At 46.6% G+C, this 15,793-nt stretch carries 8 protein-coding genes; 3 read left to right on the top strand and 5 right to left on the bottom strand.

Annotated elements, in window-relative coordinates; genetic code table 11:
• Nucleotides 1–49 precede the first annotated feature (49 nt).
• The 3 genes from H6F77_RS18520 to ilvB form a co-directional block, all read right to left on the bottom strand.
• A complete protein-coding gene (locus H6F77_RS18520) occupies nt 50–2,893 on the bottom strand; it encodes a TIGR02921 family PEP-CTERM protein (RefSeq protein WP_190490022.1) in 2,844 nt (947 codons plus the stop codon).
• A gap of 387 nt (nt 2,894–3,280) precedes the next feature.
• Nucleotides 3,281–6,115: a TIGR02921 family PEP-CTERM protein gene (locus tag H6F77_RS18525; RefSeq protein WP_190490023.1), complete on the bottom strand. Its 2,835-nt coding sequence runs from the start codon at nt 6,113–6,115 to the stop codon at nt 3,281–3,283.
• A gap of 724 nt (nt 6,116–6,839) precedes the next feature.
• Nucleotides 6,840–8,696, bottom strand: a complete 1,857-nt coding sequence (gene ilvB, locus H6F77_RS18530; protein WP_190490034.1) for a biosynthetic-type acetolactate synthase large subunit — start codon at nt 8,694–8,696, stop codon at nt 6,840–6,842.
• A gap of 425 nt (nt 8,697–9,121) precedes the next feature.
• Here ilvB and H6F77_RS18535 point away from each other — a divergent pair, with 425 nt between their 5' ends.
• Nucleotides 9,122–10,015, top strand: a complete 894-nt coding sequence (locus H6F77_RS18535; protein ID WP_190490024.1) for an ROK family protein — start codon at nt 9,122–9,124, stop codon at nt 10,013–10,015.
• Between the two features lie 20 nt (nt 10,016–10,035).
• On the opposite strand, the gene H6F77_RS18540 is transcribed toward H6F77_RS18535, so the two are convergent.
• Both H6F77_RS18540 and pyrG read right to left on the bottom strand, forming a co-directional pair.
• Nucleotides 10,036–10,452 carry a hypothetical protein gene (locus tag H6F77_RS18540; protein ID WP_190490025.1) on the bottom strand — a complete coding sequence of 139 codons (417 nt, stop codon included), beginning with the start codon at nt 10,450–10,452 and terminating at the stop codon, nt 10,036–10,038.
• A 163-nt stretch (nt 10,453–10,615) separates the two neighbouring features.
• On the bottom strand, nt 10,616–12,253 hold the full coding sequence (gene pyrG, locus H6F77_RS18545) for a CTP synthase (protein WP_190490026.1): 1,638 nt from the start codon (nt 12,251–12,253) through the stop codon (nt 10,616–10,618).
• 450 nt (nt 12,254–12,703) lie between these two features.
• Here pyrG and H6F77_RS18550 point away from each other — a divergent pair, with 450 nt between their 5' ends.
• A complete protein-coding gene (locus H6F77_RS18550) occupies nt 12,704–13,267 on the top strand; it encodes a pyridoxamine 5'-phosphate oxidase family protein (protein ID WP_190490027.1) in 564 nt (187 codons plus the stop codon).
• A gap of 55 nt (nt 13,268–13,322) precedes the next feature.
• Nucleotides 13,323–15,197 carry an N-acetylmuramoyl-L-alanine amidase gene (locus H6F77_RS18555; protein WP_199321413.1) on the top strand — a complete coding sequence of 625 codons (1,875 nt, stop codon included), beginning with the start codon at nt 13,323–13,325 and terminating at the stop codon, nt 15,195–15,197.
• Nucleotides 15,198–15,793: the final 596 nt, after the last annotated feature.

The following is a 15,793-nucleotide window of genomic DNA, read 5'->3' on the forward strand; positions in this document are numbered from 1 at the left end:
TATAGAAAAAGGATGCGATCGCGCTTGCAAGCAAACGACTTTAAAAAAATTAGTGCTGTTTTCTAACTTTCACAGTGCGCCGTTTACGGATAGCAAATAGGAACATCCCGCCTACAACTAAACCCCCAATTATTTCAGGTTCAGGTACAGAGATGTTGTCATTTTCCACCTTCCGGCTAAAACGGTCTTCCCCTGTTTCCGCTCGTTTAAGTGCCTCCCGTTGACCATCGTTGACTAGCACGATCATCGAAGAGTAGGGAGTAACAATCTGGAAATTTTTAGCGATCGCATGAATAGCATCAAGTTCAGCTATCTTGTCACCCTTTATTTGCTTGCTCAACGCAATAACCATCTGCCGCGCCGCTAGAGCCTCGAAACCCCCTTCGGATTTTAGATTTTGGATTTTGGATTTTGGATTGTCCTTGTTTGCAGGCTGAACCTGTGAAGGAATACTCGGAGGTTCTGCCTCCTTTGCCTTAGTTACAGGCTTTTCCATAAACCAAGCATATCCATCCACCACGCTCACGGCAGATGGCCCTAAAGCTGCCTTAGTTGCGATTTGTTCCAAAACTTCTGATAGTTCCGTACATACCCCACCGCCGCTGTCTTGAATGGCCTTCAACGTATCATCATCATAAGCTGGTGTCACTGCTCCTAAATGCACCATCCACAATGGCGCACTCAGAGGCGGTACATCCAATTTAGTGTCATCAGAAAATTCATAATTTCCCTCATCAGTCAACAATAAAATGCCGTCGTAAGATGTATTGCCTCGCAATTGCACAAACTGTCGCAGCATCTGTTTGTGTTGCAGCATTCCATAAAACGTCATCTTTGCCGAATCGAATTTACTGATATCGTCGATGCGCTTGGGCTTCATACCTGCGGGGGCAGTAACATACAAATCGGCATCATTGTTAGCTAATTGGCTATCAGCAAAACCGTGTATTTTCAACCAGCTGAATGTTTCGGCTAACTCGGTGCTGTAGTGATTCATGCTGCGCGAACTATCTAGAATTACTGCAAATTTCTTACCCTGCGGTAACAAGTAATCTTGTTTAGATAGCGGCTTAGCTGAAATCTGGTAGCCATTTGGTAAATTAACCTGATGTAATGTAGGCTGATACTGCCCAGTTGCAGGCAAAAATGATGGCAACCAATCTTCTTGGGCACTTTCTACAACTTGCCCGTTGTAGATGCGCTTGGTGTCTTTATTCCAAAAGATGTTGCGCTTTTCAGCTAACTCCGGCATTGCCCAGCCAGACTGTTTTTGCATAACCTTATAAGTCAGCCAAAGGTGCATTTCGCTAGGTCTTTCAGGTGAACCTTGCTGTCCTGGGGCTAATTTCGCAGGAATAGGAAATGCTCTCAAACGATACTGGCGCGGGCCAACTTGTTCGAGCAGTGCTGGATCGACTTGCCGCCTGACTTCTTGAGTGTAAATTTTTTGGGCGGCACCGCGCGGGGAAACTATAAACGGGAAGCGATTGGCCCGGTTCTCGGTGTCCCCCAGCCACACCCCTGTAATAACCGCGCTTTCTGGCAAGGAAAAGTAGTAGAGTACCTCCTCAAGCTGGGCGGTTTGGTTCTTATAAACTTCGTAGAGTTCCACATTCGCCCAATCTCCCTGCGGCTCTACGGTGACTTGTTGTTGAGCTAGCCACACATTTTTTTGATCGATATCCAGCAGCCCTGCTTGAGCTTCGCCCGGATTAAACCTAGATTGTAAGGCGTTTAGAATTGTGGGTTGTTCTGCTTTTTGGATGGGTTGATCGAAAAACTCGGCGTAGAGCTTTTCTGCTTTTTGACTATCTGAACGCGAGCCTTCGTACCAAAACTGCAAGGATATCGGCCACATCAGGCGATTGTAGTTACCCTGGACGCGCTTGAGAGGATCTGGCAAGTTAACGGCGTACTCATGGAGGAAGCGTCGCTGGTTAAGCTCTTCTGTGGTGCCGATATAGCGATAGGGAGACAAGTAGGCGTTAAGTAGTCCAGTGCGAATTATGTCGGACTTAGCTAAGAGTTCCTGCCTAGCGCTGTCAGTTTGTGGCGGGTTCTCTAGTAGATTAAATGCCTTAATTTGGGGTTGTTCGCTCAATAAAGTTGAGCTGCACAGGATCGCCCAGGCAGCCACGACTGTTACAGAGCCGACAATAGTGCGATTTTTCCCATACTGGGCGGAAAAAGCGCGTAAAATTCGGTATCCGGATTGAATATAGTAGCTTGCCAGTATCGAGGGTAGGAAAACGAATAGGATACAGCTAAACACAAACAGCAGATAGGCTACTGGTTGCCACAAACTGTTGCTCCACATTTCCCACAATCCCCCTCTCCACAAATATGGGAGGGACGAGAACCCTAAAAAGGCGGCTGTCGGTACGGCATAAAACAGCGCCACCCCCACAAATATGCCGATCCCCGGCATGAGGCTGTGAACGAGCATTTGCAACCAGGCGATCGCTCTATGACGTTCAGCGTATCCGTACAGCACTTCTAGGTAAAATGCCACGATACAAACAACGAACGTGCCCAGTATCAGCAGGAAGTTAGCGTGAGTGAATTCTGAGAGTTGGAAACCGACTAAATACGGCAGATACAAGCGTAACAGGCACAGGACAAACAGGGGTGCTTCTACGCCATAAAACAGGCGAATCAGCTGTAGGGGTTGCTTGCGTAGACGCCGCAATCCAATCACCGTACACATTGTTGATATCGCAATCAGACTTATAAGGGTGGTGAGCAATTGGCGCTCTATTTCTCGACCAGCCAAAGTAGCGCCGATCAAGTACGCCCCGTCCTTTGACCCTATCCCCACCCAAGCAACCAGCAAAAATGTAATATTGGCAATCCAAAAGATGGCGTGGAATATTTTATTTAGCAGTGTTTTCATGGCAGAACTCCATTTACCCTATTTCAGGGCTTTGCATAAAAAAGAGATGAATGGGAGACAAATCCGAGAATTGATATCTCTAGCGATCCTTGGGGTTATGCAGTTCCAGTTCAGGTAATAAAGGCGAGTTAATCCCCATTTGCTGTAGAGTTTCTCTGTGCGGACGAGCAGTTATGCTGCTCGATCCCCAGGCTCCTAGAATTGCCAACGTCTACCGATCTCTCAAGCGCAAAACTAGAATCTTTGGTTAATAGAACCGAATTTGTTACAAAAATTTATATTTTTATTTTCTTTGGGGTAGTGCAAAATAAAACGCGATCGCCCTATGGAAAGAAGATGCGATCGCGCTTGCTCACAAACGACATTAAAAATTTTCAGCTCTAGTTTCTAACGCAGGCTAAGGCGTCGTTTACGCATAGCAAACAGAAACATCGCGCCCGCAACTAAACCCCCAATAATTTCAGGTTCGGGTATCGGTTCAGGCATAGCAGCGTTCAAAGGATTGTTAGGCTGACTTAACTGCTCTTTCCCGTTTTCCACCTTCCGCTCAAAACGGTCTTTATCAGCTTCAGCTTGTTTGAGTGCTTTCCGTTGTTCATCGTTGACTAGGACGATCATCGAAGAATAAGGAGTAACAATCTTGAAAGTTTTAGCGATCGCATGAATAGCATCAAGTTGAGCTAATTGATCTTTACCTATCTCCTTACTCAACCCAATAACCATTTGCCTGGCTGCTAAAACATCAAAGCCATCTTCAGATTTTGGATTTTGGATTTTGGGTTTTGGGTTGCTATTGTTGCCTGGTTCAGCTTCATTTGTTTTGCTTGCAGGCTTTTCCATAAACCAAGCATATCCATCCACCACACTTACCGCAGATGACCCCAAAGCTGCCTTAGTTGCGATTCGCTCCAAGACCTCTGACAGTTCCATACATACCCCGCCACCACTGTCTTGAATCGCCTTCAAGGTATCATCATCATAAGCAGGCGACACCGCCCCCAAATGCACCATCCACAACGGCGCACTCAGAGGCGGCACATCCAATTTACTGTCATCTGATAACTCATAACTGCCCTCATCAGTTACTAATAAAATACCGTCGTAAGATGTATCGCCGCGCAACTGCACAAACTGACGCAGCATTTGTTTGTGTGACAACGTACCGTAAAACGTCATCTTCGCTGCATCGAATTTACTTATGTCATCAATGCGTTTGGGTTGCATACCTGAAGGAGCAGTAACGTATAAATCTGCATCGTTATTAGCAACGCTACTGTCCGCAAAGCCTTGTTTGTTCAACCAAGTTAATGTTTCGCTTACCTCTTTAGCGCGATCGCTCATGCTGCGCGAAGTATCTAAAATTAGCGCAAATCTCTTGCCTTGTGGTAGCGAATAATCTTGTTTGGATAGCGGCTTGGCTGAAATCTGATAGCCATCTGCCAAATTAACCTGATGTAACTTAGGTTGATACTGTCCAGTTGCAGGCAAAAATGATGGCAACCAATCTTCTTGAGAACTTGCTACAGCTTTCCCGTTGTAGATGCGCTTGGTGTCTTTATTCCAAAAAATGTTACGTTTTTCACCTAACTCTGGAATTGCCCAACCAGACTGTTTTTGCATAACTTTGTAAGTCAGCCAAAGATGCATTTCGCTTGGTCGCTGACCCCAAGGTTGCTGTCCTGGGGGTAATTTGGCGGGAACCGGAAATGCTCTTAAACGATACTGACGCGGCCCAACTTGTTCGAGCAGTGCTGGATCTACGGGGCGGTAGCGATTAACTTGTTGGTTATAAACTTTCTGCGCTGCACCGCGCGGCGAAACTGTAAAGGAGAAGCGATTGGCTCGGTTTTTGGTATCGCCTAGCCACACTCCTGTAAGCGCGGCGCTTTCTGGCAAGGAAAAGTAATAAAGTACCTCCTCAACATCATAAGTTTGGTTCTTATAAACTTCGTAGAGTTCGACATTTGCCCAATCTCCCTGCGGCTCGACGGTGACTTGTTGTTGAGCTAGCCACACCTTTTTTTGGCCAATATTTAGCAGTCCTGCTTTAGCTTCGTCTTCATTTACTGTAGATTGCAAGGCGTGTATAATTGCGCTTTTTTCGGCTTTTTGAATAGGCGCATCAAAAAACTCGGCGTAGAGTTTTTCTGCTTTTTCAATATCTGAACGCGAGCCGTTGTACAAAAACGGCGACATCAATTGGTTGTAGCTATTTTGTAGGAATTGGCAGAACTGGTCTGGTAGGCTAAAAACGCTCTGATACATGACCTTGATATGGTCATTTTCTTCGATGCTGCTGAGATATCTATAGGAAGACAAATAGGCGTTAATAAGTCCCGGACGGATAGAATCTGATTTTGCTATAAGAGTTTGCTTTGCACTATCTGTTTGTGCTGGGTTTTCTAGCAGTTGAAATGCTTTTACCTGTGGCTGTTGCTGGAATGATATAAACAGGATGGCGATCGCGCTCACAGAGGCAAGTGCTACCTGAAGTGCGCGTTTTTGACCGTACTGAGCGCCAAATGTGCTTAACAGGCGATACCCAGATACTATGTAAGATCTTGCCAGCATCCAAGGCATAGCAAGGAAGAGGGTAGAACTAAGCCCAAACAGGACAAAGGAAAGTAGGAAATAAAAGGTGTACCAGATAGCAATAAATGGCTGTTCAATCAAAGCCCGCAAAAATAGCCCCACATAATTTCCGGAGTTGATGACTACAACGGCGGCGGCGGGGACGGCATAAAACAGCAGCAGCACTCCTACATACACGCCAAATAAGAGCATCAAGCTGTGAGCGATCGCTTGCATATATGCTAAGGAGCGATTGCGTTCTGCGTAGCCATACAGCAGTTCTACAAGAAATGCCAGAATACACGCGATCGCTGCACCTAGAATTAGAGTGCTAGCGGGGGTAAGTTCTCGCAATACGAATAAGCGCAGCAAGCACAGCAGAAACAAAGGTGCTTCCACGCCATAAAATAGACGCATTAGCTCGAGGGGTTGCTTGCGAAAACGCCACGCTCCCAAAAGCGTACAGGCTGTTGGCACTCCAATCAGACTTACAAAAGTGATGAGGAATTCGCTGGGGATCGCGCCTGCAAAGGTAGCTTGCAGCAATGAAGACCCAATCAAGGGTAGTATTATCGCATAGACAATTATTAGAAAGGTGGCATTCCACAGCCAAAAGATTGTGTGGAATAGAATATTGAGCATTTTTTTCATAGCTGAACTGCCCCGACTAGGACGCTGCTCCAATTGCAAACATTTACTTATATCTCAAGCCGAAGGGTAGGCTTTTTGGTAATAGGCTGAAAATTTTTACAAAGCTTTATATTTTTTGGCTTACTTCTGTCCTGAAGAGTGCCAAAGAAACGCGATGCCTAACTGTTCCGCGCAATCGCGGCTTGTGCCCAAGAAGAGAAGGACTACCCCTCTATATACCAGCAACCGGAGGTAGTCGCTAGCGATTTAGTTGAAGCAGCAACCAATATTATCCAGGCTTCTGAATAGCTAGGACATTATCCCAAATAAAAAGCCCTCTAGCTTCCAGCGAGGGCATCCTTTCCAAGATGGGTGTGTGTGTGAGGAGCAAAGCTTTATTTGCTCTTGCATTAAGCTTAAAACGGCAATATGACGGGTGGGTGGCAGTCTTGTAACAATGCTGCGATCGCGTCTCATATCCAAGCGTTGCACAATATAAGTATGCAGTAAGACGGGAGTTTAGGCTAGCTGCGCTTTAGGGGCAGTTATATAGTTTGCTCTGTGCCAAGCTGGATGAATCCCGCATCGGGCGTTGAAATTAAACTCCAGAACCACTACTTCTAGCTTTAATTCAGCAGACGCCAGATATATTACTTTCCTTCTTTTTCTTTTCAATCTGTATATAGGGCAATAAAAAAGAGACGCGATCGCGTCTCTTCAAATTCATCAATTAACCGATATCAACCTACAACTTGGTGCCGCATTCTGGACAGAAATTGTTGTTAGTCACGTTCTTAGCACCGCAGCTGGTACAGTAAACCAACTCTGTAACTTCCAACTTGCTACGCTGTGGCAAACCGATCATTTGAGAGTTATTCTTACCGGGAGCTACCATCGGGTAACAGTTTTCGTTTCTAGCAACCTTAACGTCCATCAACACTGGGCCGTTGTGAGCTAGCATTTCGGCAACAGCATCCTTCAATTGATCCCGATGGTGAACCACCATCCCCTTAAGGCCAAAAGCCTGCGCCAGTAACTCAAAGTCTGGCATCCCGACTTCCATACTAGAGGACGAGTAACGTTCGCCGTGGAAAGCTTCTTGCCACTGGCGCACCATCCCCTGCCAGCCGTTATTGATAATCACCGTCTTGACGTTGATCCCGTGCTGCGCCAGGGTTCCCAGTTCTTGCAAGTTCATCTGGAAACTGGCATCGCCGCTGATACAGATAACTTCTTCATCGGGTAGTGCCATCTTAGCGCCCATCGCTGCTGGCAAACCGAAGCCCATTGTCCCCAAACCAGCACTGGAAATCCACCGCCGGGGGCCATTTTTTAGGAATTGAGCCGACCACATTTGGTGTTGGCCAACATCAGTAGTGTAGTAGGCTTGCGGCGCTTGGCGGCTCAATTCTACTATCACTTCTTGCGGTGACAGAACATCGGGATACTGGGGAACAACTAGGGGATAGTCTTCGCGCCAACGGTTAATCCGTGCCAGCCACGCTTGCGTCTGGGTGCCATTATCGGCAGCATCCAATTCTTCGCATCGACGCAGCACATCGATTAACACCTGCCGCACGTCGCCCACAATCGGTACTTCAGGAGCGCGATTTTTTCCGACTTCTGCGGGGTCAATATCAATATGAATGACCTTGGCGCGGGAGGCAAATTCATCAAGTTTGCCCGTCACTCGGTCGTCAAAACGAGCGCCGACTGCAATCAACAAATCGCACTCTGTTACGGCAAAGTTTGCATAAGCGGTACCGTGCATTCCCAGCATTCCGAGTGCTAGGGTATGGTTCTCGTCAAAGGAACCTTTGCCCATCAAGGTTGTGGTGACAGGTATGTTGAAGCGTTCTGCCAGTTGTTTAATTTCTGCATGGGAACCGGAGGCGATCGCTCCCCCTCCAACATACAGCAATGGCTGTTTTGCCCCACGAATTAATTTCACCGCCTGGTTAATTTGGCGGGGATTTCCCTTCACCGTCGGGCGGTATCCTGGCAACTTGACACTACCAGGCTCTACAGGCACGTAGTCAAACTGTGCCAGTCCCACATCTTTGGGCACATCAATTAATACTGGCCCCGGACGCCCAGTGATGGCGATGTGGAATGCTTCCGCCACAATCCGCGCCATGTCTCTGGGATCGCGCACTACATAAGAATGCTTAACAATCGGCAGCGTAATTCCGTATATATCAGTTTCCTGAAATGCATCACTGCCTATTACATAACTCGGTACTTGTCCGGTGACTATCACCATCGGAATCGAGTCCATCTGCGCTGTGGCAATGCCTGTCACCAGGTTAGTTGCCCCGGGGCCAGAGGTTGCAAAACAAACGCCCACTTGGCCAGTAGCACGAGCATAACCATCAGCCGCGTGAGCCGCTCCTTGCTCGTGTCTCACCAAGATATGCTTGATGCCACCTGCTGCTTCGGCTTTGTACAATTCGTCGTAGATGGGCAGAATCGCGCCACCTGGATAGCCGAAAATATGTTTAACGCCATGCCGCTTGAGACTATCAATGAGGGCGAAACCCCCTGTCTGGCGACTACTGACTTTAGTTAGCAATTCTTTCTCCGAAACGCTTTGCGATCGCACTCCTAACCTCTCAAAATTTCTAAGGTTTTTTCTTAATTTTGTATCTAATGCTGCACTACCGACTGGAACGTAATATTCCACTCTAATCCTAATATCAGCTCCTGTCGATACGCTGACAGGATGAATCTATTTGTTTATTTTTTTCCCCGGGGCTATTTTCCTTCGCTTGCCGCGATTCAGGCTTCTTAACGACAGCCCCGCCCACAACTTGTATCTAATAATACACTATTTTTATTTATTGGCTTAACTTAAGCTTAAATTATCCAAATATATTTTAATTATTAAAATAGAAATCTGTAAGTACCAAAAAACATATATAAAGTCAAGTAGAAAAAATAAAAACTTTTGGGTGCAGTTATCTAACGTCTATACTAAGACGAAAGCGACGTGCGGCTTAGAGAACTTTTGATTTTGGAAAAGTGGTTGTGGACAATCTGGAAGTAATTGGCATAGATTTGGGGGGAACTGCAATTAAGCTGGGGCGGTTCGGCTCTGATGGTACGTGCTTGCAGTCTTTGAGCGTGGCGACGCCGCAGCCTGCGACACCGACGGCTGTTTTAGATGCTATGGCACTAGCGATCGCCCGCGTAGATAACGAGCATAAAGCGATCGCGATCGGCGTCGGGACTCCCGGCCCAGTTGATGCCTCTGGTAGAATAGCAAAAGTTGCCATTAATTTGGCAGGCTGGCGTGAAGTTCCCTTAGCTGATTGGTTAGAGCAAAAAACTGGTTTACCCACAATTCTCGGCAACGATGCGAACTGCGCCGGATTGGGAGAATCTTGGTTAGGTGCGGGTCGCGAGTTCCGCAACCTGATTTTATTGACTTTAGGCACTGGCGTTGGTGGGGCAATTATCCTAGATGGCAACCTCTTCGTAGGTCATCGAGGCGCCGCAGGCGAACTTGGATTAATTACCCTTAACGCGGATGGCCCAGAATGTAACAGTGGCAACCAAGGTTCGCTAGAGCAGTATTTATCAATTGGGGCAATTCGGCGGCGCACGGGGTTAGAACCAGAAGAACTGGGAAAACTGGCTAAAGCTGGAGATTCGCAGGCGTTGGAATTTTGGCAAAGCTACGGAAGGGATTTGGGTATTGGGTTGACCAGTTTAATTTATGTGTTGACGCCCGAAGCGATCGCGATTGGGGGTGGAGTGAGTGCAAGTGCAGAATTTTTCTTTCCAGCAGCGATCGCCGAAATTGAGCGTCGAGTACTTCCCAGTTCCCGCACCGGACTGCAACTTTTAACAGCTAAATTAGGCAACCAAGCTGGGATGGTTGGTGCGGCAAAATTAGCTTTGCAGATGAAGCAATTTTAGATTAAATCCAAAATCCAAAATTAAAAGGCATGGCCAGTTTTGCGCTTAATGTATTCCGCCAGCTTTTGATAAGTATCCGGGTCACTTTGCTTGTTGATGACGATCGGGATAGAACTTTCAGGCAACCAAAACGTTATCCTGCCATTAGCCGCATAGGAAAAGGCACTGATGCGGTTGAGATCGACGAGATATTCACTTCGATCGTAAAGAAGCTTAATCCAAGAGCTAGTTAGCGAGTGGGCTGATACTTGTTGTACATACTCCAAAACTGTTTGATACCCCTCTGGGTTACTCTGGCGGTTGATGACGATCGGGATGGAACTATCAGGCAACCAGAACGTTATCCTACCGCTAGAAGCGCAAGCAAAAGCACTAATGCGGTCAAGATCAACTACATAGTCATTTCGCTCATAATTAACTTTTATCCAATACGCCACATAACCTCCTCCGGCGCGTAGTAAGTAGTTAGTGGTTAGTGGGTAATGGGTAGTGGATAGTGGTCAACGGTCATCGATGTTGGTCATTTGTCTAGGGTTAGTGGCACTTTAGCTAGTAGCAAGGAAGCACCAAGCTACTAGCAAATTACAACACAACCGCGTTTTAGGATACCTCAGCTGGGGATTGCAGTGCTAACTCTGGGATAGAACGGGCGATCGCGGCTTGAACAAACCCCTGAAAGAGGGGGTGGGGCGTACTCGGTCTAGAACTAAATTCGGGGTGGAATTGCGTGGCAATAAAAAAGGGATGACCTGGCAATTCAACGATCTCCACCAACCGCCCATCTGGAGAAGTCCCGCTAATCGCATAGCCTGTTTCTAAAAACAGATTGCGAAAGGCATTGTTAAATTCATAGCGATGCCGATGCCGTTCGTAAATCACCTCATCTTGATAAAGCCGGGAAGCCAGAGTATTGGGAGCAATCCGGCAAGCGTACAAGCCCAATCGCATCGTACCGCCCAAGTCCACCACATCTTGCTGTTCGGGTAACAGGTTAATTACTGGATTAGTCGTCTGGGGGGCAAACTCTGCACTATTGGCATCGTCAAGTCCTGCGATGTTCCGCGCCCATTCAATTACAGAACATTGCATACCCAAGCACAAGCCGAGGAAGGGAATGTGATTTTCGCGGGCGTATTGGATCGCGGCAATTTTGCCATCTACCCCTCGGATACCAAAACCTCCGGGTACGATAACGCCGCTAACTCCGTCTAGATAGCGCTTTGCATCGGTATTTTCCAAGTCTTCTGAGTTAATCCAACGGAGGATTAAGTCGCTGTCCATAGCGATCGCCGCATGGCGCAAAGCCTCTAGTACGGAAAGATACGCATCGCTTAACCTTACATATTTACCAACAATGGCAATCTCAATCCGGTTAGTGGGGTTATATAGGCGGTCTACCAAAGTTTGCCAATTAGCCAAATCGAGCTGGCGTTGCTCCAGGTTGAGTAAATCGATTACCTGTTGCGCCAGTCCTTCTTTTTCCATCATCAGCGGCACTTCGTAGATACTCTTGGCATCAGGTGCGGCGATTACGCACTCCATCGGCACATCGCAAAATTCCGATAGTTTTTCTTTAATTCCATGTGCCAAGGGGCGATCGCACCTGCAAACTAAAATATCCGGTTGAATACCAATCGACCGCAGTTCCTTCACTGAATGCTGTGTCGGCTTTGTTTTCATCTCCCCAGCAGACGGAATCCAAGGCACGAGGGTAACGTGTATGTACAGCACGTTGCGCCGCCCCACATCCTTGCGAAACCGCCGAATTGCTTCGAGAAATGGCAGAGATTCAATATCTCCCACCGTACCGCCAATCTCTGTTATTACCACATCCGGATTTGTGTTCTTAGCTACCCGATGTATGCGTTCCTTTATTTCATTGGTGATGTGGGGAATCACCTGCACCGTCCCACCCTTATAATCCCCTCGGCGCTCTTTATTAATCACCGCTTGGTAAATCGAGCCAGTCGTCACGCTGTTGAGGCGCGACATAGAAGTATCCGTAAAGCGCTCGTAGTGTCCCAAGTCCAGATCCGTTTCTGCACCATCTTCCGTTACGAATACCTCTCCGTGCTGGAACGGACTCATAGTGCCCGGATCGACGTTAATATATGGGTCTAGTTTCAGAATGGAGACAGAATAATCCCTAGATTTCAGCAATCGACCCAGGCTAGCTGCTACAATCCCCTTGCCGATGCTGGAGACGACTCCCCCGGTGACGAAAACAAACTTAGTCATAAAATGCAAAAGTAGAACTTTCTGGCAACCTACCCCGTTAATTGTGCCACAGTCTTAAGGAGTTGTTAGTTAATAGCGCTAAGCTGTCGCCTACCACAAGTCAATAACCTAAAGGCTAGGACAATCGGCCTTTTATCTCTCCCGAAGGGCAGAAACAGGGGATTTGATTCAAGTAGATATGCCGCTAAAATTAAAGATTGCTATCTATAGCCGCGTGCGGTTCAAAGGGAAATACATCTAGACGCGATTTTTACAACTGTTGCGTACCTGCCTACCCGCGTCTAACGGCAGCCTACCCACCACCTGCCAGGATAGCGATCGCCTTATGTTTTTTTAGTTAAGTTTACAGATAATAAACAAGTTTAATGCTAAATTCTCACCCGGCTGAATCGTTAAAGCTAGTAAAAAGATTTACTCTACTGTTTGCAGACTGCTTAAGGAATTTTTAAAATGGCCAAGTTTTACCCCGAACTAAATGAGTCTTTATGTCATTTCATTGAAGAACAAAAAATATTTTTTACTGCAACTGCACCCAAACAAGGACGCATTAACCTTTCACCCAAAGGAAGAGATACCTTCCGCTACTTTGACAATAAAACAGCAGGTTATCTAGACTTAACTGGCAGCGGTAACGAAACTGCGGCTCACTTGCATTCCGAGGCGGAACCAGGAACCGAAGGCCGAATGACCATTATGTTTTGCAGCTTTGATGAAAAACCTTTGATTTTACGTTTGTACGGTACTGCAAAAGTTATTCATCCAAGAAATAAAGAATGGGATAAATTTCATCTTCATTTCAATCCCATGTTAGGGGAACGTCAAATAATTGTACTAGATATTGACTTGGTTCAAACATCTTGCGGTTATGGCGTACCGATTTATGAACTTAAAGAAGAAAGAAAGACAATTGTAGAATGGGCTGAAAAGAAGGGAGAACAGGGAATATTTGAATATTGGAAAGAGAAAAATCAAAAAAGTATTGACGGTCTGCCTACAAATATGTTTGACAATTGAGGAAACTTTTTAGTTAGCGAAATCCTCTATTTTAGATAATCGACTCTGAGTGACAATGAAAAACATTATAGGATTGGCTGTGTTAGGGTCAGTTATGGCATCTCCGGCATGGGCAAATCAATCCCTTTCCGTTGCTTATCCCCCGGCAACCTACAAGACTGCATCTGACCGAATTTCTTTAATAGGAACGGCTCCACCGGGAGGAGAAGTTTTAGTAAATGGTAAGGCAATTCAACGCAGCCCTGCTGGACATTTTGCTCCCCGTTTTCCGTTAAAGGTGGGAGACAACTTGTTTAATCTGCGGTATAAAAACAAGGAAGTCAAAATTAAGGTAACGCGGACGGCAGCTCAATCTCAACCACCAAAAGGTTTGGAGTTCAAAAAAGATTCTTTAACTCCTGGTACGGATATAGCCAGATTGCCAGGAGAATTGATTTGTTTTGGCGCTGTTGCACCTCCCAATGCTAATGTTTCTGTTCAACTGGGCGGTGAAACAATTCCCTTAAGGAACCAGGATATACTGTTCGATTTACCAGCAAATAACGCCGCACTGACAGAAAACAATCAGCCAATTGCGATCGCAGGAGCAGGACAATATTTAGGTTGTGCTGCTGCTGCTGCTGCTGCTGATTTGGGGTTTCCCCAATTCCAACTAAGTATGACTCCCCCTCCCGGCGCATCTGTTTTACCGCCTCCAAGCGCTTCTGTCCTTCCTTCTCCCCTACCTGTTGTCCGGCACGTTAGCAAGATTGCTGGAGAGGGAGCCGAGGGAAGCGGAAGCATCATAACTCAGCAGGGGCCAGGTAAGGTGCAAATTCTTTCTCCCGCAAACCTGGAAGTTGCCGAGGTGATTAGCGAAGCTGGTGTTGCTAGAACTGGCCCCAGTACCGATTATTCTCGCCTGACGCCGCTTCCCAAGGGAACGCGGGCATCTATTACGGGGATCGAAGGGGAATGGCTGCGGCTGGATTACGGTGGCTGGATTAAAGGTGATGAAGTTCGCCGCGTCAAAGGTTCTGCGCCACCTAAGTCGATTATTCGCAGCATCACTACCCGTCAGCTTCCAGGTAAGACAGAAGTAATATTTCCCCTGCAAGTGCAAGTACCGATGGTAGTGCAGCAGGGCGATCGCACTTTAACCCTAACTCTCTACAACACTACTGCCCAAACTGATATCATTCGCCTCAACCCCGATCCTTTGATTACTCGTCTAGACTGGCAACAAACAGCGCCGGGGATGGTGCAATATACTTTTAATCTCAAACCTCAGCAGCAGTGGGGCTACAAACTTAGATATGAGGGCACGAGTTTGGTGTTGACTCTACGCCATCCGCCTTTGGAAGGCAAGACGCCTCTAATAAAAACAAACAGATCACTAGCTGGGATCAAAATTCTGCTCGATCCCGGACACGGGGGTAAGGAAACTGGCGCACCGGGGCCAAATGGTTATCCGGAAAAAGATGTCAATTTGATTGTGTCAAAGTTGATTGCAGAACGCCTTATTCAACGCGGTGCGATCGTGTATTTAACGCGGGAGACGGATAAGGAATTATCGCTTCCAGATCGAGTAGCGATGATTGACAAAATAGAACCAGCGATCGCTCTCTCGATTCACTATAATTCTCTGCCCGATGATGGCGACATGATGAATACTCAGGGCGTGGGAATGTTTTGGTATCACCCCCAAGCCCACAACCTAGCTGTCTTTATGCACAACCATATTGTGAAAGACTTGGGGCGTCCTTCATATGGCGTATTTTGGGATAACTTAGCGTTAGCTCGTCCAGCATCCGCACCATCTGTGTTGATGGAACTGGGTTTTATGAGCAATCCTAATGAGTTTGAATGGGTGGTGAATCCATACGAACAACAGAAATTAGCCAGTGCGATCGCAGAAGGTATTGAGCAATGGTTTGTATCTGTCAAGTAGCCATTTGCTAGAACGATCGAGTATGAAGGATGAAGTGTGAAATTTATTTTTACGCTTCCATCCTTTTTACTTACAGAGGAAATATGTATCTATCTACCGACAAGCTAATGCATTTTGCAGTCGGGCTAGCTGTTGGAGTCTGTTTCTGGCAACTACTAGAATATTATGCAAGAGGAGGAGTGCGCCAAATCAATCCCATCTTGTTTTTATTGATGTTGATTTGGGGAGCAAGTGGGTTATTTTTCTTCCGCAAACTTCATATCCCTATATTAGATGGCGATTTCTTTTATATGGCGGTACCCGATTGGGATATCCCACTCTACAACTGGACGCGGTTAAGGTTTCTACTTCACCGCAGTTGGATGTTTCATTCGGTATTGGTTCCTATAGGTTTAATAATTATCAGTTTTTGGGGAATGCGGAGTCCTCAGCTTATTATACTGAAACTTTTTTTGTGCCGGATAGAGTGCATTGGGCTTATATCCCACATTCCGCACCCACAACTGTCACACATCAGCAAAAGGGGATGGAAGAGTACAAATGAACTAATGAGAAACCAGAATAAACAGGCTTAATGATAATAAGTGGCATTAAGC

Origin of the sequence: Microcoleus sp. FACHB-831, from assembly GCF_014695585.1 — a bacterium.
In the GTDB taxonomy this organism is placed as follows: domain Bacteria; phylum Cyanobacteriota; class Cyanobacteriia; order Cyanobacteriales; family FACHB-T130; genus FACHB-831.